Origin of the sequence: Pseudomonas sp. B21_DOA (genome assembly GCA_030544685.1) — a bacterium.
Classification (GTDB): domain Bacteria; phylum Pseudomonadota; class Gammaproteobacteria; order Pseudomonadales; family Pseudomonadaceae; genus Aquipseudomonas; species Aquipseudomonas fluorescens_AO.
Map to the genome: position 1 here is coordinate 3,157,078 of CP086683.1, position 25,967 is coordinate 3,183,044.

General features: G+C 61.9%; 22 protein-coding genes and 4 pseudogenes. 6 read left to right on the plus strand and 20 right to left on the minus strand.

Annotation, left to right across the window (positions count from 1 at the left end):
• Positions 1 to 4: 4 nt before the first annotated feature.
• The 4 genes and pseudogenes from LJU32_14415 to LJU32_14430 all read left to right on the plus strand — a co-directional run bounded on the left by LJU32_14415 (position 5) and on the right by LJU32_14430 (position 3,607).
• On the plus strand, positions 5 to 418 hold the full coding sequence (locus LJU32_14415; GenBank protein ID WKV87041.1) for a DoxX family protein: 414 nt from the start codon (positions 5 to 7) through the stop codon (positions 416 to 418).
• Positions 411 to 1,036: pseudogene (locus tag LJU32_14420) on the plus strand (antibiotic biosynthesis monooxygenase). Before LJU32_14415 ends, LJU32_14420 begins: the two are co-directional and overlap by 8 nt.
• A 40-nt stretch (positions 1,037 to 1,076) precedes the next feature.
• The gene (locus LJU32_14425; GenBank protein ID WKV87042.1) at positions 1,077 to 2,915 is read left to right on the plus strand and encodes an amidohydrolase; all 1,839 of its coding nucleotides are present in this window, start codon (positions 1,077 to 1,079) and stop codon (positions 2,913 to 2,915) included.
• Positions 2,916 to 2,983: 68 nt separating this feature from the next.
• Positions 2,984 to 3,607: a hydrolase gene (locus LJU32_14430; GenBank protein ID WKV87043.1), complete on the plus strand. Its 624-nt coding sequence runs from the start codon at positions 2,984 to 2,986 to the stop codon at positions 3,605 to 3,607.
• Positions 3,608 to 3,694: 87 nt separating this feature from the next.
• Here LJU32_14430 and LJU32_14435 read toward each other — a convergent pair whose 3' ends face one another.
• Positions 3,695 to 5,122 (minus strand): mechanosensitive ion channel family protein, encoded by a 1,428-nt coding sequence (locus LJU32_14435; protein WKV87044.1) that lies wholly within the window; start codon positions 5,120 to 5,122, stop codon positions 3,695 to 3,697.
• 106 nt (positions 5,123 to 5,228) lie between these two features.
• Entirely contained in the window at positions 5,229 to 6,251 is a 1,023-nt protein-coding gene (locus tag LJU32_14440; GenBank protein WKV87045.1) for an alpha/beta hydrolase, read from the minus strand.
• Positions 6,252 to 6,411: 160 nt separating this feature from the next.
• Here LJU32_14440 and LJU32_14445 point away from each other — a divergent pair, with 160 nt between their 5' ends.
• Entirely contained in the window at positions 6,412 to 7,311 is a 900-nt protein-coding gene (locus LJU32_14445) for a LysR family transcriptional regulator (protein WKV87046.1), read from the plus strand.
• Between the two features lie 72 nt (positions 7,312 to 7,383).
• On the opposite strand, the gene LJU32_14450 is transcribed toward LJU32_14445, so the two are convergent.
• Positions 7,384 to 7,653: a type II toxin-antitoxin system mRNA interferase toxin, RelE/StbE family gene (locus LJU32_14450; GenBank protein WKV87047.1), complete on the minus strand. Its 270-nt coding sequence runs from the start codon at positions 7,651 to 7,653 to the stop codon at positions 7,384 to 7,386.
• Positions 7,643 to 7,833: pseudogene (locus tag LJU32_14455) on the minus strand (antitoxin). The gene LJU32_14450 and the pseudogene LJU32_14455 overlap by 11 nt, the downstream one beginning before the upstream one ends.
• Before the next feature lie 307 nt (positions 7,834 to 8,140).
• Between LJU32_14455 and LJU32_14460 the strand changes: the two are divergent.
• Complete coding sequence (locus tag LJU32_14460) at positions 8,141 to 8,938, plus strand: class I SAM-dependent methyltransferase (GenBank protein WKV87048.1); 798 nt, start codon at positions 8,141 to 8,143, stop codon at positions 8,936 to 8,938.
• A gap of 113 nt (positions 8,939 to 9,051) precedes the next feature.
• On the opposite strand, the gene LJU32_14465 is transcribed toward LJU32_14460, so the two are convergent.
• The 16 genes and pseudogenes from LJU32_14465 to LJU32_14540 form a co-directional block, all read right to left on the minus strand.
• Positions 9,052 to 9,360 (minus strand): putative addiction module antidote protein, encoded by a 309-nt coding sequence (locus LJU32_14465; protein ID WKV87049.1) that lies wholly within the window; start codon positions 9,358 to 9,360, stop codon positions 9,052 to 9,054.
• Between the two features lie 305 nt (positions 9,361 to 9,665).
• Positions 9,666 to 10,358 (minus strand): N-acetyltransferase, encoded by a 693-nt coding sequence (locus LJU32_14470; protein ID WKV87050.1) that lies wholly within the window; start codon positions 10,356 to 10,358, stop codon positions 9,666 to 9,668.
• Positions 10,359 to 10,415: 57 nt separating this feature from the next.
• On the minus strand, positions 10,416 to 11,207 hold the full coding sequence (locus LJU32_14475) for a ChbG/HpnK family deacetylase (protein ID WKV87051.1): 792 nt from the start codon (positions 11,205 to 11,207) through the stop codon (positions 10,416 to 10,418).
• Complete coding sequence (locus tag LJU32_14480; GenBank protein ID WKV87052.1) at positions 11,179 to 12,366, minus strand: GNAT family N-acetyltransferase; 1,188 nt, start codon at positions 12,364 to 12,366, stop codon at positions 11,179 to 11,181. Before LJU32_14480 ends, LJU32_14475 begins: the two co-directional genes overlap by 29 nt.
• A 4-nt stretch (positions 12,367 to 12,370) precedes the next feature.
• A complete protein-coding gene (locus LJU32_14485) occupies positions 12,371 to 13,060 on the minus strand; it encodes an N-acetyltransferase (protein WKV91098.1) in 690 nt (229 codons plus the stop codon).
• A gap of 68 nt (positions 13,061 to 13,128) precedes the next feature.
• Entirely contained in the window at positions 13,129 to 15,048 is a 1,920-nt protein-coding gene (locus LJU32_14490) for a hypothetical protein (GenBank protein WKV87053.1), read from the minus strand.
• On the minus strand, positions 15,045 to 16,349 hold the full coding sequence (locus LJU32_14495; protein ID WKV87054.1) for an oligosaccharide flippase family protein: 1,305 nt from the start codon (positions 16,347 to 16,349) through the stop codon (positions 15,045 to 15,047). The genes LJU32_14490 and LJU32_14495 overlap by 4 nt, the downstream gene beginning before the upstream one ends.
• A complete protein-coding gene (locus LJU32_14500) occupies positions 16,346 to 17,347 on the minus strand; it encodes a polysaccharide deacetylase family protein (GenBank protein WKV87055.1) in 1,002 nt (333 codons plus the stop codon). The genes LJU32_14495 and LJU32_14500 overlap by 4 nt, the downstream gene beginning before the upstream one ends.
• Positions 17,348 to 17,360: 13 nt before the next feature.
• Positions 17,361 to 18,497, minus strand: coding sequence for a glycosyltransferase family 2 protein (locus tag LJU32_14505; protein WKV87056.1), 1,137 nt, complete (start codon positions 18,495 to 18,497; stop codon positions 17,361 to 17,363).
• Positions 18,490 to 19,458: a glycosyltransferase gene (locus tag LJU32_14510; protein ID WKV87057.1), complete on the minus strand. Its 969-nt coding sequence runs from the start codon at positions 19,456 to 19,458 to the stop codon at positions 18,490 to 18,492. Before LJU32_14510 ends, LJU32_14505 begins: the two co-directional genes overlap by 8 nt.
• Positions 19,455 to 20,824 (minus strand): annotated as a pseudogene (locus LJU32_14515) (O-antigen ligase family protein). Before LJU32_14515 ends, LJU32_14510 begins: the two are co-directional and overlap by 4 nt.
• Positions 20,821 to 21,911: pseudogene (locus LJU32_14520) on the minus strand (glycosyltransferase family 4 protein). Before LJU32_14520 ends, LJU32_14515 begins: the two co-directional pseudogenes overlap by 4 nt.
• Complete coding sequence (locus tag LJU32_14525; protein ID WKV87058.1) at positions 21,908 to 23,500, minus strand: lipopolysaccharide biosynthesis protein; 1,593 nt, start codon at positions 23,498 to 23,500, stop codon at positions 21,908 to 21,910. Before LJU32_14525 ends, LJU32_14520 begins: the two are co-directional and overlap by 4 nt.
• Positions 23,501 to 23,516: 16 nt before the next feature.
• Positions 23,517 to 24,539 (minus strand): polysaccharide biosynthesis/export family protein, encoded by a 1,023-nt coding sequence (locus LJU32_14530; GenBank protein ID WKV87059.1) that lies wholly within the window; start codon positions 24,537 to 24,539, stop codon positions 23,517 to 23,519.
• A 21-nt stretch (positions 24,540 to 24,560) separates the two neighbouring features.
• Positions 24,561 to 25,208: a CpsD/CapB family tyrosine-protein kinase gene (locus LJU32_14535; GenBank protein ID WKV87060.1), complete on the minus strand. Its 648-nt coding sequence runs from the start codon at positions 25,206 to 25,208 to the stop codon at positions 24,561 to 24,563.
• A complete protein-coding gene (locus tag LJU32_14540; protein WKV87061.1) occupies positions 25,208 to 25,954 on the minus strand; it encodes a sugar transferase in 747 nt (248 codons plus the stop codon). Before LJU32_14540 ends, LJU32_14535 begins: the two co-directional genes overlap by 1 nt.
• Positions 25,955 to 25,967: the final 13 nt, after the last annotated feature.

A 25,967-nucleotide genomic window follows, 5' to 3' on the forward strand; every position in this document is an offset into this window, starting at 1 on the left:
GGTCATGATTGCTACGAGGGATGAACAGGCGCGCGACATCGGGTTGCTGTTCCTGCGGGTCAGCGGTGGGTTGTTTCTGTTGTGGGTGCATGGCTTGCCCAAGTTGCTCGACTTCACGGCGCAACTGCAACTGATCGAAGACCCGTTCCACCTCGGCGCCCACCTGACTCTGAGCCTGGCGATCTTCGCCGAAGTTCTCTGCCCGCTACTGATCGTCGCCGGTGTGCTGGCGCGATTGGCCTGCTTGCCTATTCTCTTTGTGCTGCTGGTGGCGTTGCTGGTCGTGCATCCGCAATGGAGTGTGGCCGAAGGGCAGTTCGGCTGGTTGCTGTTGATTCTTTTCACCACTGTCTTGATCGCCGGGCCGGGACGGCTGGCGGTTCCTGTTCGTTTGCCCGGAGTGCTGCGTTATGCCTGAAGTCCTTAATCAACAAGCACCGGGGGCCGATGAGACCGTCACGTTGATCATCAAACACTCGGTCAAGGCCGGTTTCGAATCGGCGTATGAAGCGTGGCTGCGCAACATCGTGCGCGTCGCCGGCCAGCGCGCAGGGCATTTGGGTGTGGATGTGGTACGCGGCAAGCGCGGAAGTCTGGATTTCTACACGTGCGTATTGCGCTTCAGCTCCACCGAAGCGATGCAGGGCTGGCTGGAATCCTCCGAGCGTCAGGCGCTGGTGGCTGAAGCCGCGCCGATGCTGGCTGACGGTGATCAGACCGAAGTCGCCCCGGTCAACGAATTCTGGTTCTCGCCCTGGGCGATGCCGCTTCGCCGCCGCCGCGTTGGAAGCAGGCGGTGGTCTCGCTGCTGGTGATTCTGCCGCACACCTTGCTGGTGCCGCTGATCTGGGGCCCTTTGCTGGCGCTGCATCCTTTGCTTTCCAACTACGTGGTCGCCACGTTCCTGATCACCCTGACCATCGTCCTTTCGGTGGTCTACGTGGTGATGCCGCCGGTCACCCGTTTGTTCACCCCGTGGCTGGAAGCCAGCCAGGCCCACGAACACCTCGATTCCCAAGAAACCTCGCCGCGTTGAGCGGGGTTTGCTTCTTTTCACTTTTGCTTGAGGAACTGCGATGAGCGCCGATCTGATTTTATTCAATGGCCAATTTCATACCGTAGACCGGGAAAAACCACTGGCCAGCGCCGTGGCGATCAAGGACGGCCGCTTCGTCGCCGTTGGCAACGACGCCGAGGCCATGGCCCTCAAAGGCAGCGCCACGCAAGTGGTCGACATGAAGGGCCGTTGCGTCATTCCTGGTCTCAATGACTCGCACTTGCACCTGATTCGCGGCGGTTTGAACTACAACCTCGAACTGCGCTGGGAAGGCGTGCCGTCGCTCGCCGACGCGCTGCGCATGCTCAAGGATCAGGCCGATCGCACGCCAACCCCGCAATGGGTGCGCGTGGTCGGTGGCTGGAACGAATTCCAGTTCGCCGAAAAGCGCATGCCGACCCTGGAAGAAATCAACCAGGCCGCGCCGGACACCCCGGTGTTCATCCTGCACCTGTATGACCGCGCCTTGCTCAACCGCGCCGCTCTGCGTGTGGCCGGCTACACCCGCGACACGCCGAACCCACCAGGTGGCGAGATCGTGCGCGACAGCAATGGCAACCCGACCGGCATGCTGGTCGCTCGGCCGAACGCGATGATTCTCTACTCGACTCTGGCCAAGGGGCCGAAGCTGCCGCTGGAATATCAGGTCAACTCTACTCGTCAGTTCATGCGCGAACTCAATCGCCTCGGCCTGACCAGTGCGATCGACGCCGGCGGTGGTTTCCAGAATTATCCGGACGATTACCAAGTGATCGAACAATTGGCCAAAGACGACCAGTTGACCGTGCGCATCGCCTACAACCTGTTCACCCAGAAGCCGAAAGAAGAGCTGACCGATTTCCAGAACTGGACCGGCAGCGTCAAGTTGCATCAGGGCGATGACTTCCTGCGCCACAACGGCGCCGGCGAAATGCTGGTGTTCTCCGCCGCCGACTTCGAAGACTTCCTCGAACCGCGTCCGGACCTGCCGCAGACCATGGAACAGGAACTGGAGCCGGTGGTGCGCCACCTGGTCGAGCAGCGCTGGCCGTTCCGTCTGCACGCCACGTACAACGAATCAATCAGCCGCATGCTCGACGTGTTCGAGAAGGTCAACCGCGACATTCCATTCAACGGTCTGCCGTGGTTCTTCGACCACGCTGAAACCATCACCCCGCAAAACATCGAACGTGTGAAAGCGCTGGGCGGCGGCATTGCGATTCAGGATCGCATGGCGTTCCAGGGCGAATACTTCGTCGATCGCTACGGCAAACAAGCCGCCGAAGCCACGCCACCGATCAAGCGCATGCTCGCCGAAGGTGTGCCGGTTGGTGCAGGCACCGACGCCACGCGCGTGTCCAGTTACAACCCGTGGACCTCGCTGTACTGGATGGTCAGCGGCCGCACCGTTGGCGGTCTGGCCCTGTACGAAGAAGGTCTGCCACGCAGCACCGCGCTGGAACTGTTCACCCACGGCAGCGCCTGGTTCTCCTCGGAGCAGGGCAAGAAGGGTCAGATTCGCGTTGGTCAACTGGCAGACCTCGCGGCACTGAGCGCGGACTTCTTCAGCGTTGAAGAAGAAGCGATCAAGTGGATCGAGTCGGTGATGACCGTGGTCGGCGGCAAGATCGTCTACGCCGCCGGCGATTTCGAAGACCTCGGCCCGCGTTCGATTCCGGTGCTGCCGGACTGGTCGCCCGTGGTCAAGGTGCCGGGCCACTGGCGCCCGAACTCGCCGTTGCAGGCGCAGGTTCACCAGTGCAGCGGGCCTTGCGCCGTGCACACCCACAGCCATGAAAAAGCGCGTATGTCGAATGCGCCGGTCAGCGATTTCGCCGGTTTCTGGGGCGCGTTCGGCTGTTCCTGCTTCGCGTTCTGAGTTTGAAAAAAGCGTCGGTCATCAGGGCCGGCGCTTCCCGCAACAACCATCCATCCAGGAGTTTTGCCATGAGCGTTCCTTACAAGCGTCTGAACAAAGATGATGCCGTCGTCCTGCTGGTCGACCACCAGACCGGTCTGATCTCGCTGGTGCAGGATTTCTCGCCGAACGAGTTCAAGAACAACGTGCTGGCACTGGGCGACATCGCCAAGTTCTTCAAGCTGCCGACCATTCTGACCACCAGCTTCGACGCAGGTCCCAACGGCCCGATTGTGCCTGAGCTGCTCGAGCAATTCCCTGACGCGCCGTTCATTCAGCGTCCAGGCCAGATCAACGCCTGGGACAACGAAGACTTCGTCAAAGCGATCAAGGCCACCGGCCGCAAGCAACTGATCATCGCCGGTGTAGTGACCGACGTTTGCGTAGCTTTCCCGACCCTGTCGGCGATTGCTGAAGGCTTCGAAGTGTTCGTCGTGACTGACTCGTCGGGTACCTTCAACACCACCGTGCAACAAGCGGCGTGGGCGCGTATGTCCGCCGCCGGTGCACACCTGATGAACTGGTTCGCTGTGGCCTGCGAGCTGCAAGGCGACTGGCGCAACGACATGGAAGGGCTGGCGCATCTGCTGTCCGAGCGTCTGCCTAACTATCGCAACCTGATCAACAGCTACACCAAGTTCACCGCCAAGTAAGAAAATCGAAAGATCGCAGCCTTCGGCAGCTCCTGCATGGGAACGCATTTTCCCTGTAGGAGCCGCCGAAGGCTGCGATCTTTGCTGTTAGCGTTTTTGCAACCAACCCAAAAAACCACCTTTTTTCACCGCCACCGGTTTGGCCATCAACGCGAGGCGACTGTTCTGCTGACGCACCGCCTGCAACTTGTTCAAGGCCCGGCCGACTTCGCTGCGCTTGTCCATGCACTCACGGGTCAACTGCTTGTCGAGACGATAGATGATGCTCGACGTCAACGCCGTGAACGTCGCCTGCGACGGCGTATCGGCAAGAATGCTCTGCTCACCCATGACTTCGCTCGGCCCCATGCGTCCGGCCTCGGTCTGTCCGCTGCCGTCCGGCACCGTCGCGCTGACCACGCCCGTGGCAATCACGAACAGACTGTCCGGCACCTCGTCCAGATCCAGCACCACCTGACCCGCCGTGTACTGCTGCGCGACCATCGACTCAGCGAGGCGATCACGTTCCTCACTGCTCAGCGAGCGGAAAATTTTCACTTCATCCAGCAATGCACGAGCACGGCTCGACGGTTCGATCACGCCGTCGGGATGCCGGGAAATGCCCGCCGCTTCGAGATGGCGATGGGCGAGGTCGAACAGTTGATTGCGCACTTCGCTCTTCTTGCCCAGCTCGGCGATGAACCCGCTGGCAACGTACTCCGACATGGTTTCGCCAGCCTCTTTGAGCACGGCTTTCGGCGCCGGGCTGAGCAACAACGAGCTGCTGCCCTGCAAGGTGCGATCAAGGGCATCGAGTACCCGCCGCGGACGAATGTGATTAGGCACCTGGATGCTGATCGATACGCCGTGCATGTTGCTCGGCCGGCTGAGGTTGACGATCTTCGCCTTGGCCGCCACCGAGTTCGGCACCACGGCCATGGTGCCGGCGCTGGTCAGCAGGTGCGTGGCGCGCCAGTCGATATCGAACACCTTGCCTTCGACGCCGTCGATCATCACCAGATCGTCCACCTGATACGGCTTGGTGGTGTTGAGGACGATGCCGGAAAACACGTCGGCGAGAGTGCTTTGCAGCGCCAGACCGACCACGATAGCGACCACCCCGGAGGTGGCCAGCAGGCCTTTGACCGGCAGCTCAAGCACGTAACCGGCCGCCGCGACAATCGCGACCAGAAACACCAGCGCGCCGATGACATCCTGCAACAGGCGACCGCTGTGACCGATGCGGCGCATCAGCGCCAGGCCGATCACTTCGGTCAGCACTCTTGCTGCGTACAGCCACCAGAGAATCCCCAGCGCCGTCGCCCCCAGTTGTGCCACGCGATCATCGGCGAACAGCGGCGCCTGCAACGGGCTGACACCGGCGTTGATCACCAGCGCGCTGAACGCCAGAAACAACGCCAGACGTACGCCGACTCGCGGTGCGCGATGGGTGAAGGGCGAGAAATGCCAGAGTGCGGCGTCGAGCAGCAACAGCACAGCGCTCCAGGACAGCAGGTGGGCGTAGAAAAGACTCATGACCGGTACTCCGCGACGCTGGTGAGAAAAAGATCGCAGCCTGCGGCGGCTCCTACAGGGAATCGTATTCCAGGGTAGGCGCTGCCGCAGACTGCGATCTTTTGCTTTATGGATTCAGATGAGTCTTCAGCTCGGCTGCCGCTTGACGCACCGCGGCCTTCACTTCTGGAATCTGGCTCAGCGGATTGAGCAGGCCGAAGTCATGAATCATCCCGTTGTAGCGCACCGAGGTCACCGGCACGCCGGCCGCATCCAGATGCCGCGCATAGCCTTCGCCTTCGTCACGCAGCACGTCGAACTCGGCGGTCTGCACCAGCGCAGCGGGCAGGCCCTTGAGCTGTTCGGCGCTGGCGTTGAGCGGCGAGGCATGGATCTGCGCACGCTCGGCCGGGTTGGTGGTGTAGTTGTCCCAGAACCACTGCATCATGCCTTTGGTGAGGAAGTGGCCCTCGGCAAATTGCTGGTACGACCCGTCGTCGAACTGTGCATTGGTCACCGGCCACATCAACAGCTGGAAGCGCAGCGCCGGGGCTTTCTGTTCCTTGGCCATCAACGCCACGACCGCCGCCATGTTGCCGCCGACGCTGTTGCCGGCCACCGCCAGACGCTTGCCATCGACACCGATGTCCTTGCCGTGCTCGGCCACCCATTTCGTCGCGGCGTACGCCTGGTTGATCGCGGTCGGGTACTGCGCTTCCGGCGATGGCGTGTAATCGACGTACACCGCAACAGCGCCAGAGCCGACCACCAGATCACGGATCAGGCGCTGATGCGTCGGGAAATCACCCAGCACCCAGCCGCCACCGTGGAAGAACATGAAAACCGGCAACTCGCCTTTGACGTTGGCCGGGCGCACCACTTTCAGGTTGAGGGTCTGGCCATCGACCTTGATCGCCTTGTCGCTGACTTCCACACCGGACAGATCAACCTTAACCGAGGCCTGCGCACCGGTCAGCACCGCACGGGCGTCTTTCGGGCTCAGTTGCTCCAGCGGACGACCGCCGCCAGCGGCGAGGGCGTCGAGGAATGCTTGAGTGTTGTGTTCGACGCCAGTGTTGCCAGCGGCAAAAGCGCTGCTGACGGAGAGGGCGAGGAGCGACGCGGCGAGGGTTTTCTTTACGATGTTCATGGTGGAAATCCTTTTGAATGATTTTGATTTTTTTGCCTGAGTTGCGGGCTGCTGTGGCACTGGGTTTGCGGCCTCAGCAACACCGTGAGCACAGATTAATGGGCTGCTGAAAAGCGAAAAAGCGGCTATAAAGCGTTTAACTGTCCACCAGAGAGTGACAATGAACCCGTTCGAAGACATGCGTATTTTTTGCCAGGTCATGGACTCCGGCAGCTTCACCGCCGCGGCCGATCAGTTGGGCTTGTCCAAGCAGTTCGTCAGCCGCCGTTTGATGCAACTGGAAGAGCGCCTCGGTGTGCGCTTGTTGAATCGCTCGACCCGCCGCCTCGACGTCACGCCCCTGGGGCAGAGTTATTACGAATCGGCGTTACGTTTGCTTGGAGAAGTGGAGCAGGTCGAGCAGGGCATCGCTGGCGAAACCGCCGAGCCGCGCGGCACGATTCGCCTGAGCGCGCCGCTGTCGTTTGCCGTGGCGCATCTGGGTTGTCTGCTGCCGTTGTTCCTGCAGCGTTATCGCGAAGTCACCGTCGAGGTCGATTTAAGCGATCGCCCGGTCGACCTGCTCGGCGAGGGCTACGACCTGGCCCTGCGCATCGGCGTACTGGAGGACTCGACACTGATCGCCCGCCGCATCGCCAGTATCGAGCGGGTCTACTGCGCCAGCCCGGCCTACCTCGCTGAACGCGGCACACCGCTCAAACCCGAAGACCTGCACAGCCATGACTGCCTGCCGTACGGTCACGGACGCTCGGTGCAATGGCGCTTCAACGAAGCGCCGGGCAAACCGGTACTGATCAACGTCGCCGGGCGCATGCGCGTCAACAACGGCGAACTGCTGCGAGACGCAGCGGTGCAGGGGATGGGCATTACTTATCTGCCGACCTTCATCGTCGGTGCGGCGTTGAAGGACGGGCGGCTGGTGCCGGTGCTGGATGACCTGCGCCCGGAGCCGCTGACCCTGTCGGCGGTTTATCCGCAGCATCGCCAGGCTTCACGGCCAGTGCAGGCGCTGGTGGAGTTTTTGCGTGAGCGGCTTAACCAGAGTCATGTGAATCTTTGATAGTGGTTCCTGCTGGGCAAACGGCGTGTTATCGATCGGGCAAACGTCACACCGTTTTTTCCTGCGATGTCTTTATGGATATTCCTGTCGGGTATGCAAAACGCTAAGTATCTCGACTCGATCCGTCACCTCATAAATCACTACGTAGTTAGGATGTACAACGATTTCCCGGGTGCCGGGAGATCGACCTTTACGGTAGAGATGGGGATGAACGGAGAGTGAGGTTGTGGATTCTTCGATGGATTTCGAGAGACTCACTGCGGCTGCAAAGTTTCTCTCGCCAATGTATCTGAGGATGTTCGAAAGATCGGCCTTGGCTTCGGGCCGCCACTCAATCTGCATCGGCCTTTTTTCGCATGGATTCGATCAAGGCATGCATGTCCGCCATCACGTCCTCATGGGGAGACTCGGATGGGGATCATCTCTGGACGCCTGCACCTTGGCTCGCAACCAGCGATCATGACTGGCAGCCTGCTCGTCGTTTTCAAACCCTGAATCGTCGGGAAAGATTTTGCCGTCCATTGTGCCTCCGGGATCAATGCCTGGCAGTCTATTCGGTACAGGGATTGCTGTCGTCGTTGTCTGGATGAACTGCATCTGGGTCGAGCTCCATGAGTACTTGTAGTTCGTCAAATCCTAGCCTGAGCGCTTCCGACGGCCAACCGACGGAAGATGTAGGAAAACGGTTGGGGTTTCCCGAGTTCCTTCTTTTTCTGTAGGACTCGCTGAAGAGGACTGCGCAGTGTGATTACAACATTGGAACAACCGCCACCCCGGGTCTGTTCTAGACTCACGCAGCTCAATCACGAGCCTCACCCGGAGTAGCGCCATGGAAGTGCCCACCCCCAAAACCGCGATCGAAAGCAATCGACAGGCGTGGAACGATTCCGCCCGCCATCATCAGGACTCACCGGACTGGCAGGCATTGCTCAGCGACGTCGTGCAGGCGGAGTTTTGCTGCCTCGACGATACCTTGCGCGGCTTGCTGGAAGTCGACGGCAAAGACGTGATTCAACTGGGCTGCAATAACGGTCGGGAAAGCCTGTCGCTGTTTGCGCTGGGTGCGCGCAGTGTGGTCGGCGTCGATCAATCCGCACCCTTTCTCGCACAGGCCCGCGAGCTGAACAGCCGCTCGCCGCACACTGCCGAATTCGTCGAGAGCGACATCCACCATCTGCCCGCATCGCTGCATAACCGCTTCGACGTCGCCCTGATCACCATTGGCGTACTCAACTGGATGCCTGACATCGGCGAATTCTTCCGTCATGTCGCGCAGGTGCTGAAGACGGGCGGCAAACTGGTGATCTACGAAACCCATCCGTTTCTGGAGATGGTTGATCCGCAGGCTGAAGATCCCTACCGCCTCGCCAGCTCGTATTTCCGTGCCGAGCCGTTTGTGCAGGAAGAACCGATCGTTTACGTAGGTAAAGTCGAGCAGCCGGCGGCGAAGTCGTACTGGTACGTGCATACGCTGGGCGCGATCTTCAGCGGCGCCATTGGAGCGGGGCTGAGCATCGTTGATTTTCAGGAATATGCGCATTCGAACCGGGAAGAGGTGTATGACTGCTACCTGAACCAGCAGGCGCAGTTGCCGATGTGCTTTAGCCTGGTGGTGAGCAAGGCCTGAGAACCTTTTTGCGACGGCTGGCCTCTTCGCGAGCAGGCGCGCTCCCACAGGGAAACGCATCCCAATGTGGGAGCGAGCCTGCTCGCGAAGAGGCCTTGCGACCGCTACAAAATTCAGGGAACGGCGTGATTCACTACGTGCCCCGGCTGCGCATAAAGATCAATGCCCAACGCATGAATCACCTTCAACACTGTGTCAAAGCGCGGCTTCGCTCCGGGAGCAAAAGCTTTGTACAAACTTTCGCGACCCATGCCTGAATTCTTGGCGATCTGCGTCATTCCTCGCGCCTTTAACACGTAGCCGATCGCGCGAAGGAATTCTTCGCTGTCTCCGTCTGCAAGCACCTGTGACAGGTACTCACTGATGGCTTCATCACTGTCCAGCAGCGCGACCATGTCGAAATTCGTCAAAGTCTGGCTCATGGTTAAACCTCCTTTGCCATTTTTTGTGCGCGTCGGATGTCTGCGCTTTGTGAGGATTTGTCGCGCCCGATGTCGTGCTTGACTCTATCCAAGCGGATACAGATAAACAGTCGGCCAAGTCTTTTCCGAGTGTTGGAAGTGTCGTCACAGTTTGTAGGCAACCAGCCAATCGCTTGTGAGAGCTGCGGGTGCAGCTACTGGCCTCTTCGCGAGCAGGCTCGCTCCCACAGGGAAACGCATTCCAGTGTGGGAGCGAGCCTGCTCGCGATGGCGGCCTTGCGACCGCCACATGTCACAAGATCGGATCAAGCCTGCGCCGCTGCACTCACCACTGGCCGTCCCGGTTTGCGCAGCGGGTCCAGGCGTGATCCTTCGTAGCGGGTTTCGCGGAAGAATTTCCAGCGGCCGAACAGGCAGTAGACGTGGGTCACCCGGCCCTGTTCCTGATAGCCCATGCGGATGTGCAGTTTCAGCGCCGGGATGTTGTGGGTTTCGCAGACATCGACCACCTTGTTGCAACCTTGCGCCGCCATCGCTTGCCACAGCGCAACCTGCACATCCACCGACAGGCTGCTGCCGAAGTAGGCGCGGATCATTTCGCCGCCGAATTCGAAGAACTCGCCGGGTTTGACCGGGAAGGTGCAGCCGTAATAGTGGCGGTCGTGGTAGTCGCGAATGCTGCCCCAGATAAAGCCCACGGCGTGGCCATCGGCGTCGAGGTACATGTGCCCGGTGTGGCCCTCGGCAGCCAGTTCGGCCATGGTGCCGACGCGGTCGCCGAAGTGTTTGCTGAACGCCACGGCATTCTGCGCGGTGATGTCGACTTTGCGCAGGCCTTCATATGGGCGCAGTTTGTGCGGTGGCACCGGGCTGACCAGGTCGCGCTCCATCCACAGCAGTTCCCAGTGGAAGAACACGTAGCGTTTCCACAACGTACCGACGGTGCGGCCCAGGCCTTTCTGTCTGATGCGATCTTGCACTTTGGTGATGATGCTCATGATGCCCCTCCAGGGTCTTGGCCCGGATGTTGTGGTGAGTGTCGTTACAGCGGTGATTCATTCGAGCGCCGTGGCGCCCTGCGTTTCTTCTCGATTGAGGCCGGCATACGAGACTCGCGCAACGCCTCTCAAACCCTGTTCGAGGACCTCGCTCAAAGACTCGCCGGAGTCGAGATAGGCATCGCCGAAATCGACGCCGAGGCGGGTCGGGTGCGCAACGATTTCCAGCACGCCGTCGCTGGGCACGCTAGCGTTGCGCAGATCCACCGGGGTGCAGACGTAATCGGCGGTGAGCCGTGCCAGATTCTGCAGACGGCCATTAAGCAAACCTTTGAATATGCGCTTGGGCAGCGTGAGGTTGTGCCCGAGGTTGCGCGCCAGCCGGATCGGTACGCCTTGCTCGGCGGCAAACTTCGCGACGACTTCGCCGATCGGCCAGATGTTGTGGACGTGCTGGTGCGAGTCGATATGGCTCGGACGTATGCCGTGATCGACGCAGCGTTGCCATTGCGCCTGCAATTCGGCGCGCACCGCGTCCCGGTCTGCGCGACCCAGCCACAGGCTATGGCGGGGCAGGTTGAGGTCGAACACGCCGTTGCCATCGCAGAACGTTTGCCGCCCCAGGATCGCCTGGCTCAATGGGCGCCCATAGGTCAGGTTGAAGTGCAGGCCGATCCGCCCTTGCAGCGCCGGATGCCGAGCCATGGCACAGGCAGCTTCGAACGCTGGCATGTTGGCCATGGCCGTGGCCGAGCTGATCAGGCCGGCCTGAAAGGCTGCGAAGATCACCGCGTTTTCATTGGCGCTGAGACCGAAGTCATCAGCGTTGACTATGACTTGGCGAGGCATGGCCGCCCTCCGGAGTGATTGCGACAGGTTGCACCAGCGCTGCAGGTTTTTTGTTTGCGCGCCTGGCACGCCATTGTTGTACGGTGGGCTTGCAGCGATACCAGATGCGCAGCGCCAGCCCCAGCGCCAGCCCACTTGGGCGCCACGAATAGAAACTCCAGCGCCAGTGTTCCAGTTGCCCGGTCATGCGTTCGTGCAGTTGATGGCTGGAGTTTTCCAGGCTGACCCGCGAGGCGTCGATCCAGCGCCAGTGCTCATCCAGGCCCCAGCGAATCCATTCCTCCAGTAACACCCGGCCACTGCCCAGGTCGGCGTATTGCGGCAGGAATGCGAGGTTGTAATCGTAGAGCCGGCCCTGTTCGAGCAGGCCCAGGCGATAGCTGATGCAGCGGCCGTTCAGCTCAAGCATCACCACGCGTACCAAGCCTTGGCCGGCGAGGGCGGTGAAGGCGCGTTCGATCCATTGGCGACTGCGCGGCGTGGCGAAAATCCCGACGCCTTCATCGCCTTTCCAGCTCACCGCTTCGACTTCGCTGAGGGTCTGCAATAAAGCACCCATGCTCAGCGCATCCGGGGTGATCCGGCGGATCTGCGCACCGCACGCGGCAATCCGTTTGCGTGCCCGACGCAGTTTGTAGCGCGGGTCGCCGGAGATTTCCTGATGGTCGGCTTCGCTGATCAAATGCACCGGCACCCGGCAACTCAGGCGTCGTTCGGCCGTGGAGCTGCGCGCCATCCATGCGGTGACGGTACTTTCTTCACCCGCCGGTTCCGACAGCTCATTGAGTTGCAACAGCGCATGCGGCAGGCGCTGGCGAATCAGCACCAGCGCCTCGCGCATGTCCTCGCCGCCGAGCAGCGACAGCAAAGCCAGACGATCGGCCAGCGGATAACCCAAGTGATGCAAGACCCGAAACGGCACGCCGGCGAAGCGCTCGCGGCTGGCCACCAGCGGCAGGCACAGACGCAATTCTGCCGCTTCCCAACCGAGCAGAATGTGCAGGCGCTGATCCTCGCGCAGGGCCTGTTCCGCCGCGCACAACCAACCGAGATTGTTGAACGGCGTATGGTCGGTCACGCCAAGGCGCAGCGTTTCATACGCGGTTGCCGGGAAGTCGGCGGCGCACAGCGACGTGCGCCATTCGAATCGCATCACCATAGGTTCAGGCCGCCGTTGCGTTGACAGGTGGACGGGAAGTTTTACCCAGCGCCGCCAGGCGCGAACCGCTGTAGCGGGTTTCGCGGAAGAAGCGCCAGCGACCGAACAGCGTGTAGATATTCATGATCCGCTGTTGTTCGGTATAGCTCATGCGCAGGTGCAGCTTGAGCGCCGGTATGTTGGTCGACTCACAGACATCGACCACTTTGCGGCAGCCCTGGGCGGCCATGGCTTCCCACAGGCGCAATTGCAGGTCCACCGACAGCTCCGTCCCCCAGTACGCCCGGGCCAGTTCGCCGCCGAATTCGAAGAACTCACCGGGTTTCACCGGGAACCGGCAGCCGTAGTAATGCCGGTCGAAGTAATCGCGCGGGGTGCCCCAGATAAACGCCACGGCATCGCCTTGCTCGTCGACATGCATGTGCCCGGTGTGGCCCTCTTTGGCCAGTTCGGCCATCGTGCCGACACGGTCGCCAAAGTAACGCGCGAACGCGCTGGCGTTGTCCGCAGTGATCCTGACCACGCGCAGTGGCGGATAGGGTTTGAGGCGGTGCGGCGGCACCGGGCTGACCAGGTCGCGCTCCATCCACAGCAGCTGCTGATGGGAATACAGGTACAGTTTGCGGATCTTGCCCAAGGTCGCTCGCAGGCCTTTACGACGAATATGTCCGCTGAGTTTTTGCAAAACATCCATGGTCTCTTCTCCTGATGAGGGTGCCATGCGCGGCATCAAGACCGCGCGGCAGAGCATCAAAGGGCGGCTCATGAAGCGCTCCAGCGCAGGGCAAACAGGGTTTGCCCTGGCAATTCGAAACGCACGCGCCCGTTGTCGCAGGCAAATGGTGCGTCGCGGCTGCGATTGTCGGCGCCGAAGTAACGCAGCGCGCCATGGTTGAGCGGGCAGCGAGCGCCGCTCAGATCGACGCGTTGCAGGCGCGTGCCTTTGTTCACCCCAAGCAACGCGCGCTGCTCTTCGCCGGCCATCGCCAGCACATCCACCTCGAAAGCGTCGTTGTCCAGTTGCAGCACTTGGCGCAGCCAGTGGCGGGCGATGAATTGCTGGGCCAGACCGACCGGTTTCAGCTCGAAGCGATCCTCGCCCAATATGCGCAACATGCCTTTGGGGTATTGCGGCTCATCGGCGGCCTGAAACCAGTTGAGCATGCTCAGCAAACCGTCCTGCGAGGCGTTGATCACCACCGACGCCCACCACAGCGAGGTGTAGTGGGTTTCCTGATCGTAGGGGCTGAGGCTGGAGCCGCTCGACAGGTTGGTCTGATCGAGGAGCAAGGCCTTGCGCGGCTGACCATTGGCGTCGAGGCCGACCAGTTCGGCGGCGCGGCGCACGCTGTCGCGGTAGACGCGGGTGGCGAGCAGATCGCGAATCATCCATTCATGCCAGGCCATTGCATCGACCTGATCGGCCGACTCGCTGAGCAGGCGCCGCGCCCAATCGATTCCGCGTTTGTCTGCGGCGTTATCGGCGAACGGGCCGTTGACCAGTCGTGAGCTGGCCGGCATGGCGATGCGTACACCGGCGCGGGCGTTCGCCGGGTCGCTGCGCACCTGACGGGCCATGCTGGCGAAAATCGCCTGATATTGCTCATAGCTGGAGTAGTTGAGATTGGGCTCGTCGGCAAAGCCGATGTAATGCGTGCCGTTGCCGCCGAGGGCGCGGGTGCTCGCCAGCCAGGCGTCGAGGCCGCTGTTGCTCTGCACGTCGGCGCGCAGATCGGCCTGACGCTGACTGCCGGCCAGCAGGGTGATGTCGTTGCGGATGCCGAAGCGTTGCTGATAGACCCGGCGAAACGCGTCTTCGAACTGCGGATTCTGCGCCGTGACGTCGACGAAACTGTAATAGCTCGCCGCCGTCGGTTTCAGTGCATCGAGCAGCGCATGGCTGGCTGCGGGCGGCATCACGTAGGGCAAAGCAATGCCCAGATCCGGCGTGCGCCCAAGAACTTTCTCATGCAGCACCAGCCGCACATCTCCGACCTCTTCACGCAGCGGTTGCAGTTGCTGCGGATTCTGCGCAAACAGATTGGCCGTGCCATCGAGCCAGAACGCCGCTTTGCCGCTGCCTTGCAGCTGCAGACGCCAGACTTGCTCGCGCTGGCTGACCGGCAACGCCACCTGATCGAACTGCCAATAGGCTCGATAGGGTTTCAATGCGAGGGACAGCGCCTGGTGGTCGCCGACCCGCTGCGCCTGCAGTGCGGTGACGCCGCCATGGAATTTGCCGGCGAGCACCGCGTGCTCACCGGCCGCGACTTTGAAATACAGCACGTCACCATTTTTGCTTTCGGCACTGAAGTGCACTTTGGCCGGGGCAAACAGGGCGACGGTGCGCGCATCGTGTTCGATGCGGTAGTGGCGGAAGCTGTAGCCAGGAATTTCCAGCCGATAACTCGCCGCGCCGGGCAGCAGCGGCCAGCTCTGACTGCCACGGGTTTCGCTGGCCTTGATCAAGCGTTCGCCGAGCAATTTACCGCGACCGTCGAGCAGGTACAGCTGCTCTTCGTTGGCGTCCGCTTGCCACGCCGGGGTCCAGCGCACGGTCACGCTGTCGGGCTGATCGGTTTGCAGAAACAGACTGCCGTCACGAATCTCGCCCCAGCGCATCGACGCCGCCAAAGCGTCCAGCGACAAGCCGAGACCGAACAGCAGGTACCAGCCTTTCATGCCGGCTTCCTCTGCAGCATCGACCACATCGGCAGCACGTCGCGGGGCAGGATGATCAGGGTTTGCCAGAACGGCACGCCGCTCAAACGGCAATACAGCACGAGCATGGCCACGGTGACTGCCAGATAGGCGATCGATGAGGCGGCAGCGGCGCCAACAATGCCGTAGGCCGGAATCAGCACCAGATTCAACGCCAGATTGAGCAGCGCCCCCAACCCCATCAACAACGACACCGTGCCGGGGCGATTCTTGCCCAGCAAGTCCAGGCGCAGAATGCTCGCGTAACACAGACCCAGCAGGCCCGGCAGCAACGCCAGCAGCGCCGGATATGCCGGTTGGTAAGCAGCGCCAAACAGAGTGACGATCAACCATTCGCCGATTACGGCCATGCTCAGGCAGGCGCCGAGCATTACCGTCGCGGTCAGGCGCAGCGCCAGCGGAGTGACCTTGTCCATGCCTTCATCCTGTTGCAGCAGGCGTTTCATCAGCGGTGTGGTCACCGCTTCGGGAACGATCAGCAGCAATTCGGCAGCAGCGCTGGCCATGGCGTAATGGCCCAGCGCGGTGCTGCCGAGCAGGGCGCCGATGAACAGGTAATCGGAGCGCAGAATCACTTGCTGGAACAACAGATCGGGATGGCTGCGTGCGCTGTAGCGCAGCAGTTCGTTCTGGCTGGCGCGATCCCATTGCAGCTGCAACGGCTGCGCCCGCTTGAGCCAGACCCAACCGGCGAGCACCACCAGACTGATTCCGGCCAGCCAACTGATCAGCGCCGCCTCCAGCGCTGCGCTCTGCCACATCCAGAACAGCGCGACGAACAGCAACAGCGGCGCCAGCGATTCGATCAGGCGCAAGACGTTGAACGCGACCACGCCACCCGAGGCGTTGTGCAGCGTCAGCAGGCCGCTTTTCAACACGGTCAACGGCACCGCCAGCAGCAACAGCCAGGCGAGCAGGCCCAGTTGCATGGTCACGTCCAATTGCGCGCCGAATTCGCGCACCAGCGCGACCACCAGCAACGTCAGCAAACCGGCCAATAGGCAACCGAACACCAGCACCTGGCTCAACAGCAAACCCATCGGCCGCTGCTTCGCCGCCTGATAACCGACCGCCGAATTCAGACCGCCGCTGGTGGCGGCGCTGATCAGGTCCGGCAGGGTGCTGAGCAGGGCGAACAAGCCGCGCTCGCTGGGCCCGAGAATCCGCGCAAGCAACACGTTGCGCAGCAAACGCAGGGCGATCATCGCCAGTTTGGTTCCCATGCTCAGCGCCAGGTGCTTGAGGTAGTTGCCTCGGCTCATGGCCGCGCTCCCCGGTAGATCCGCCACGACAGCAATTGCGGATGGCGCGCGGTACGCTGGCTGACGCCAAAACGCGGCAGGTCCAACGGGTCGCCGTCGCCGCGATAAATCCCGGTGGCGGTGCCCAGCGCAAACGGATAATCGTGATCGGCGACCTGCTGGCGCACGCGCTCATCGTTGTCGCCGTTGGGGTAGCAATACACCGGTAGAGGTCGGTTGCAGCCGTTGTTCAAGGCCTCGCGGCTGCGGCGGATTTCTTCGCTCAGGCGTACATCGTCGAGGCCGGTGAGGATCGCGTGGCTGGCGCCGTGCGGGCCGAACCGCACCAGCCCGGAAGCTTCCATCGCACGCACCTGATGCCAGTCCAGTGCCTGTGGCAGCGAGTCCTTCGGGCATTCGTCGGTGAGCTCTTCCAGTTCCTGCGGCGCCAGGCTTTTCAGCCCTTGCAGGTAATGCAGCAACGCCAGACTGCGGCGCTCGACATCAATGTCATCGAGCAGCACTGGCAGCGGATGTTTGTGCGCATGCAGACATTCGATCAGGTGCATGCGTGCCTTTTCACCGTGGCTGCCCCAGAGGGTTTCGCCGAGGCTTTCCCACCAGAACCGTTGGCGACTGCCGATGAAATCGGTGGAGAGGAAAATGCTCGCCGGCACTTGATGTTTTTGCAGCAGCGCGAAGGCGTTGACGGCGTTGTCACGCCAGCCATCGTCGAAAGTCAGCGCCACCCGTGGGCGCTCGCTGCGCAGGGCGTTGGGCTGGAGAATTTCCATCAGCGGCACGCAGTCGAAATGCTTGCGCAGCCACACCAGCAAATGCTCGAACGCCTTGGGCCCAACGCACAGTTCATTGCGGTGCGGCAGGTCGGCGGCGCGGTCGTTGGACAGCACGCGGTGCAGCATCAGAATCACCCCCGCGCCTTGCAACTGCTGACGGCCCACCGGCGAGTTGAGGTAGAGCCAGCCACTGGTGCTTTTTATCAGTTGTTTGATCGCCATGGCTTCGGTCCTCTTAACGGTTCTGTTCCGGATTCCACTGGGCATACCGCTGGCCGCGCAGGAACTGCCACAGGCCAAGACTCATCCCGGCGAGGGTGACCAGCAGAAAAGCGGCGAGGCGGAACGGTTTCGGCAAGCGGTGTTGCCCATCCAGCAGCCCGGCAATCGCCACGCTGTAGCCGAACAATTGCGCGACCAGGCTCAGGCGATAGAAGCCGTGCTCGTCCCACAGCCAGCAATTGCTCAGCAGCAATGGCAGAAGCAGCACCGGCGCGAGGCGGCGGATCAGCTTGTGGCTGATCAACGCCAGGGAATACAGGCCATGCTTGAGCGGATTGAGCAGCTCGCGGCGCTGAGCCAGGCTTTGCAGGCCGCCGACGGTGACGCGCTGCCGGCGGCGAAACTGTTTGTCCGCCTCGTCGACGCCATGGTCGATAACCTGCGCTTCGGGCACGTAGACGATGCGCTTGCCGGCCACCGGTGCGCAGGTACTGATAAAGAAGTCGTCGTTGACTTCGGCCGGTACGTTCTGGAACAACTCGCGGCGCAGGGCGAGCAGGGCGCCGTCGGCCGAGACCATGCAGCCGGTACGGTTCTCGACCCGGCGCAACCAGCCTTCGTAATGCCGATAGAGGCTGTCGCCGACGCTCAAGCCGCCACCGGTGACCGGGATCACCATGTGCCCGGCACAGGCACCGACCTGCGGGTCGCTCAGCGGCGCAAGCAAGTGGCCGAGAGTGTCGCGCGACCATTGGTTATCGGCATCGGTGAACACCAGAATGTCGCCGGTGCTCAGGGCCGCGCCGGCATTCAACGTGGCCGCTTTGCCCTGACGCGGCAGGTCGAGCACGGTGATGCGCGGATCAATCACTTTGTGCGCGCTGGCCACGGTGTCATCAGTAGAGCCGTCGCTGGCGAGAATGATCTGCAACGTCGACGGTTGATAATCCTGGGCCAGCAGCGTGCGCAACTTATGCTCGATATGCCGCGCCTCGTTGTGCGCAGCGATGACGATGCTGACGTGCAGTGGCGGTGCCGGCGTATGTCGCCACGCCGGAAACAGCGGCGCGAGGATCGTCAGCAACAGCGGGTAGCCGACGTAGGCGTAGACCGGCAGCAACAGGCACATCCAGAAAATGAACTCAGCCACGGGCAGGCCTCCTTGCGTTCCACTGACACAGACTCAGGATGAAAGCGGCCCCGGCCAGGTGCAGGCGCAGCCAGTGCAGGCCCCACAGTTGCAGGGTCAGAAGCGGATCACGGTGCTTGAGACTCTGGCGAACGCTGAGGATCAGACCGGGAATCACGGTCAGCGCGACCATCACCGCCGCGTGATGGGGAAAACCGTCGAACAACGCGGAAATTGCCAGTAAATCAAGCAGCCAGACCAACAGCGACAGCATCGGGAAGCGCAGCAGGCGCAGACTCATGCCATGGGTGCGCAGCAGTTGCAGGTGGCTGCCCTGACGCCACATTTCTTTGCCCATCCATTCGCGCCAGTTCATTTCGTAACCCCAGTGCAGGGCGACGAGGTCGTTGACCGACAGCAGGCGCGCACCGTGTTTGTGCAAGCGCAGGGTGAATTCCTTGTCTTCGCCAGTGCGCAGGGCCTCGTTGAAACCGCCGACCTTGTCGAACCATTCGCGACGCATCAGCAGATTGGAGCTGGGCAGCCAATCGACGCTGTGGCTGACGCGGTGCGACGCTTGCGAAGTGCGGCGCTGCCAGGCCGTGGCGAACCATGGCGCCTCGGCCGGGGTGTGCAGGTCCAGGCCGAACACATCGGCCTGGCCACTGGCTTCGATGTCGAATAACGGCTGCAACCAGGTTTCCGGCATTTCTACGTCGGCGTCGATGAAGGCCAGCCATTCGCCGCTGGCGATCGCCGTGCCGCGATTACGCAGCGCGCCGATCAACAGCCCCGGCAAACTGAGCACGGTTGCGCCGAATTGCCGGGCAATGTGCGGGCCCTGGTCGCTCGAGCCGTTGTCGACCACGATCAGCTCGCACTCGACATTGGCCGCGTGTGCAGCTTTTTGGGCGGCGAGCAGGATACGGCCAATGTGCCGCGCCTCGTTGTACATCGGAATGACGATGCTGATCCGCTTCATGTCTGCGTCTCCGTAGTCAGTGGCGCCTGCTCGGCCTTGATGCGCAGCACACTGGTCAGCGCCAGCATGATCCACACGTACTTCTGGTTCGGCGCGCTGAGGAACATCAGGAACAGGGTCAGCGACAGAAAGCTCACACCCAAATGGGTCATCATGTCTGCCCGATGTCCATCACCGCGCAGCATCCACGCCGCCCGCGCGCGGATCAGGTTGTACAGACCGAGCCCGAGCATGCCGACGAAGAACAGCCCGGCGGGCACGCCCAGTTCGCTGAAGATTTCCAGATAGGTGTTGTGAGCGCGGCGGTACAGGTCGCCAATCTTGCGGTTGGCGGAAAACGCCTTGGCGTAACCGGTGGTCGCGTAATGCAGCGGGAAGGTACCGGGGCCGGAGCCGAGCACCGGGTGCTCGCGGATCATCTGGCTGCCGACGACGATGTAGGAAGCACGCCGGCCGAGGGATTCGTCCTGCGCCTTGGAGCCGGCGCTGAGGATGCTCAATGACTGGATCCGCGCCATGTAACCGGCGGGCATGGCGTAGATCGCCAGCGGAATCACGATGGCCGCACCGAGCATGACGAAACCCAGGTGCCGTGGACGGATGTGGGTCAGTTGCGCGCGGTAGTGCCAGATGCCGATGAGCAGGCTCAACGCCAATACCACCAGCCCGGACCGCGATTCGGTCTTGGTCATGCCGCCCAGCAACAACAGGCAGCAAGCGCCCCAGAACAAGCGGTGCAGCAGGTTCGGGCTGCGGATCACCAGCAGCAGTCCGAGAGGAATGGCGAAGGCGATGAGCATGGCGAAGGCGTTGGGGTCTTCGAGCAGGCCGGCGGCGCGCCCTGATCCTGAAACTTCGCCGAGAACATCGCCATGGCGCAGGTTGCGGTGACGGCAAGGGTCACCAGCCGGGCGAACAGGTCGAGGTTCAGGTCGCGGCCGATCAACAGGGTGATGACAAAAAGTACGAGGCCGACGCTGAGTTCGCGCAGGTGTCCCAGCGACATGCCCATGTCATCGGTATTGAGCAGGCTGAGAAAATACAGAACCATGAAGCCGATCAGGCAATGCCAGAGGTTGCTGCGCAGGCGTTGCGACGGAATCTGATGCAGCGCCAGTTGCAGCATCACGATTACCGCCAGCGAGGCGCCGAGCAACTTGCTCCCCGACACCGAGCTGTCCTTGAAGAAACCTTCGAACGGCACCAGCGCGGCAATGCCGAGCAGGCCCCAGGTCGGCTTGCGGTACAGGACGGTAAAACCGACCAGGCCAATCACCGCTCCCGGAGCCAGATAAGGCCAGGGACTGGCCAGCAAACCCAAGCTGAACAGAGCAAACAGACTGACGATCGAGAGCGGGAAAATCATGCGCGTGTCTCCCGTGCCGTGTGGATGTAGAGCTGCGACCAGCGTTCGGCCAAAGCCTTGAGGTCGTAGCGCTCCTGTTGGGTGCGTCTGGCGTTGTCGCGCAACTGCGCCGCCAGCTTCGGTTCGGCCAGCAAGGTGTCGAGCTGGCGGGCGAGGGCGGCGGTGTCCGTCGGCGCGGCGAGCAGGCCGTTGTGGCGGTCCTGCAAGACATCGGGAATGCCGCCGACCGCGAACGCCACCACCGGCACGCCGGCCTGCATCGCTTCGAGCAGAATCATCGGCGTGCCCTCGGTGCGCGAGCTGATCACCAGCGCATCGAGTTGCTGCCACCAGCCTTGCATCGCCGTCTGGTAGCCCGGCAGGCGAATCCGCTGCTGCAAACCGGCAGCATCGATGCGCGCTTGCAGGGCCTCGCGTTCCGGGCCGTCACCGAGCATCACCGCGTCCAGTTGCGGATGCTGATGACACAACGCGATCAGCGCATCAAGGAACAGATCCGGACCTTTCTCGCTGCTCAACCGACCGACGTGACCGGCCAGCCAGCGTTGCCGATCTGCCACCGGCTGCATCGCCGGTGCTGCTGGCAAACCGTTGGGAATCACCTGCAACTTCTCCGCCCGGACGTTGGCCTTCAGATGCAGCGTGGCGATGCTTTGCGCCACGCAGACCACCCGTTTCACCGACGCCGTGCGGCACAGTTGCAGGCTCAGCCAGGTGTAGAACTTCTGTTTGCGGCTGCGCGGCGTGAAGCCGTGTTGAGTGATCACCAGCGGCAGGCGCAACAGCGTGGCGCCGACCCAGCCGAACAGCAGCCCTTTGAAGTTGTGCGTATTGAGCAACGGCTTGTCGCCCCGGCGCCGACGCAAGTGCCGCAACAGCTCCCCAGCCCGGCACAACCACGGGCGTCCACCCCAGCCTCACGAAAGCGCGCGATCAGTTCCGGCGGTGCGTCGAGGAACAGCACCTGGTGCTGCCCCGGCGTGGCCAGGCAATGATCCAGCAACATCCGCTCGGCCCCGTAGAAGCCGCCGCTGCTGAGCAAATGAATGATCGGCAGGGCGACGATTGGGGTGGACACCGCGTTCAATTGCGCACCCAGTGAACCAGGCTCGGCATGGTCCAGTTCTTGTGCGGATTGCCCGGCTGCGACGTTTCTTCGTTGAGCACCAACAGCACTGGCAGGCCCAGCTCATGGCTGATTTGCGCCGGATGCTTGAAGCGGTGATCGAAGAATTCACGAACGTAGACGAAGGCGATCGCCAGCAGCAGGCCGCTGAACAGCCCGAACGGAATGATCAGCAGCGGTTTCGGGAACGCCGCCTCGGTCGGTTCGAACGGTGGGCTGAGCACCCGGGCGTTGGACAGATCATCGTTGAGCGAGCGCGTGGTGCTGCTTTCGGCGAAGCGCTGGGCATAGGTCGAAAACGCTGCGTGCAGCGCATCGATCTCGGTGTCCATCTGACGCAGTTTGCTCTGAGTCTGCTGCAGGTCACGGATGCGGCTCTTGAACTCGGCGATACGCGCGGTCTTCTGCTCGATCACCTGCTTGACCACGGCCAGGTCGGCGGTGCGTTCCTGGATGCGGTTGCTCACCACTTTGAGAAACTGCTGACGGGTGCGGGCGATCTGTTCGCGAGTCAACAGCATCGGCTCGCTGCCGGGCTGGAATACCGCCAGATCGTTCATGTAACGGCTGACCTGGCTGGTCAGTTGCTCGCCCATCTGTTTGATTTCCCGATCCTCGAACGCCACGTTGTCGACGGTGGTGGTGAAGGTGTAGGGAAAGGTGTAGTCGTTGAGCTTGCTGCTGCTGGCGGCGGCCAGCGCGGTTTTCAGATACTCGAGCCAACGCTGGCTTTGCAGCAGGCGATCCTGATACAGGTTCAGCGCCTGTTCTTCAGTGTTGATTGCATTGAGACGGAAGGTGATTTCTTCCTTCGGATCCGCCGCGCCAACATTTTCCAGCAGTGCTTGGCGGTTACCTTCCAGGCCATCGAGACGCACTTGGTACTGGTGCTTTTTGGTCTCGTAGAACGACTGCGGCAAATCGATCGATTGCAACGCCTGACGGCTGACCAGATAGTTCTGCAGCAGGGCGCTGACGAACGTCGTGCCTTGGCGCGGATCCGGGAAGCTGTAGGTGATCGAGATCACGTTGGAGCCGGGCAGGGTTTCGATTTTCAGGCTGTCGACGGCTTGCTGGGTCAGGGCGTCGAGGGTGGTGTCACGCACCGGATCGGTTTCCATGCCGAGCCCGTTGCGCAACGGGTTGATCACGTACTCGCGCAGCGGTGTCGAGACATAGCGCTTGAACGGTTCGCCGAGCAGTTTGGCGAACACCCCAGGTGGCGGGCTGTATTCACCGTTGTCGCGCAGTTCGCTGATGGTCTGGCGGATCAGCGCTGGCGAGCGAAGGATGTTGCTCTCGGTTTCCATGTCCGCCAGTGACGGTGGAATGAAGGTCGCGTTGTCCACCGTGAGCGACGTAGTGGCGTCGCCCTGAGAGAGTTTTTTCGACTGCACGATGACCTGCGCGGTGATGTCGAAGCTCTGTTTGAGCAGCAGCGGCAGGAGCAGGGCGATGACTGCAAAGGTCAGGAAGACGCGCTTCACCAGTTGCTTGTTGGCGAAGAAAATCCTGAAGAACTCATGCAGGTAGTTTTCCTTTGGGTTCATGTCGGTCACCTGTGAGTTAGTTGTCACTGTCTTTGTTGTCGACGCGGTAGCCGAAGCTGAAACCGACGCCCTGGAACAGCACCACATCAGCCAGTTGGCGGGCGAGTTCGCCGGCGCTGGCCAGTTTGGTTTTTGGCACGTAGAGCATGTCGTCCGGTTGCAGGTAAGCGATTTGCGGGGCATCGCCGGACAGGGCTTTTTCAACGTCGTAGCGCACGGCTTTCACCTGATTGCCGTTGCGCCGCATGATCACCACCGAATCCAGCCGCGCCTTGACGTTGGTGCCGCGCGCCAGGGTCAGCGCCTCGAGCACCGACACCGGCCGGCGGATCGGATACGAGCCCGGTTGTGCGACTTCACCCAGCACGTAGATCTCGTTGCCGGCGGTGGACTTGAGCAGCACGTCCACGGTCATGCGGCCCGGCAGTTGCGCGTACTTTTTGTTGAGGAAGGATTCCAGTTGATTGACGGTCATGCCTTGCAGCGGCACGGCGCCGATTTCCGGAAAACTCGCGTAGCCGTCAGTGCCGACGGTGATCTCGCGGCTCATGCCGGTGGCCGGGTGGTTCAGCGCGCTTTTCAGGTTCTGCTCATTGCTCAGCGGGCTGATGATCTGCACGGTGAGCTGGTTGCGGTTGGGCTGGAACAGCTGTTTGCGCTGATAGACGCGCTGGATTTCCTGGCGCGCTTCTTCGCTGGTCAACCCGGCGATTTTCACCGAGGTGTTGGCGCCGGGCAGCTCGATGGTGCCGTCGGGCAGCACCAGCTGGTTGCCATTGAGCTGGCTGGCGGCGGTGAAATTCAGGCCGATCTGGTCGCCCGATTGCACGCGGTAGGCGTCCGAGCCGCTGGTGCTGATATGGAAGATCACGTCCAGCACATCCTGCGGGCGCAGGGTCTGCTCGATCTTCGGCATGTCGGTCGCCTGGGCGTTGGCCGGGGAGGCGGTGAGAATATTCACCGGCATGTTCTGGGTGTCGGAATTGCTGGAGCAGCCCGCAAGCGGCAGCAACAGCAGGACAAGCATTCTGGCGTTCATGGCGTCATCCTTTGCGTTCGCTTACAGGTTTTTGTAAAGCCATTTGGGCATGTAGTACTTGCGCCGGTTGAACACGCTGCCGACCACTTTCGCCCCGGCCTGGGTCAGGCGTTGCACAGCAGCCTGGGCGACTTCCCAGCGGGTGTCTTCGGCGCGCACGACAAACACCACGCCGTCGACCTGAGTGCTGATGACCAGGGTGTCGGCGGCGGAGTACACCGCGTCGCCGTCGATCACCACGAAGCGGTACTGGCTGCCCAACTGGTCGAGCAACGGGCTCAGGCGCTCGGCGGTCAGGTGTTCCAGCGTGCGGATCGGCCGGCCGTTGGGCAGCACATGAAAGGGCAGGCTCGAAACCTGCACCACGCAGTCCTGCAACAGCGGCGGGTTGTCCGGGTTGAACAGCAGGTCGCGCAGGCCGCGCTCCTTGCCGAGGTTCATCTGCTGGGTAAGGTTGTTCGCCGACTGGCTGGCATCGACGAGCAGCACCTGGCCGCTGCTCATCTGTGCCAGTTGACTGGCCAGTGCCACAGCGCTGGTGGTGGTGCCGGCGCCGGGGTTGGCGGCGGTCAGGAACAGAATGCGCAGGTCGAGATCCAGCACGGTCGAAGTCAGATTCGATTCGCTGGGGCTGGCGATACTCAGGCTTTTATTGGTTGAACCGTCCATTAGCTTGCTCCGTGGCCGCTGAATACTTTGAAGGGGGTTTTCAACAGAATCTTCAGATCAAGCAGAAGGCTCTGCTCGGCGATGTAGCTGAGGTCCAACTCAACGCGCTGGTCGAAGTCGATGTTGCTGCGTCCGGAGATCTGCCACAGACCGGTCATGCCGGGGTAGATCGCCAGACGCGCGAGGTGATTGTCCTTGTAGCGATAGGCGTTGAACGAGGTCGGGCGAGGGCCGACCAGGCGCATGTCGCCGGTCACCACGTTGATCAGGTTGGGCAGCTCGTCGAGGCTGGTGCGCCGCAGAAAGCTGCCGATGCCGGTGACGCGCGGGTCCTTGTCGATCTTGAAGTCGATGGCGTCCGCGCCGTGCTTGTTCAGGTGGCGCAGCGACTCTTTGAGTTCTTCGGCGTTGCTGACCATGGTGCGGAACTTGAACATGCCGAACTTGCGCCCGCGATAACCGGTGCGTTTCTGCACGAACAGCACCGGCCCCGGGCTGGTGAACTTGATGGCCAGGGCCAGACCCAGCAGCACCGGCGAGATCAGCACGAGAATCGTCAGCGCGCCGAGGCAGGCAACCACGCGATTGGTCCGCGACAGCTGCCATGGGCGGCCGCCATCGCGGCCGCTGAGCCAGCCGCGACCCTGACGATGGATCGCCGCGTCGAGGCGCATGCGATGTTCCGGGTCGACGCGCTTGTCAGGGCGCATCTGTGCAATCGACACACTTCTTTCATGTCCAGTCATGGCGTCCTCCGCA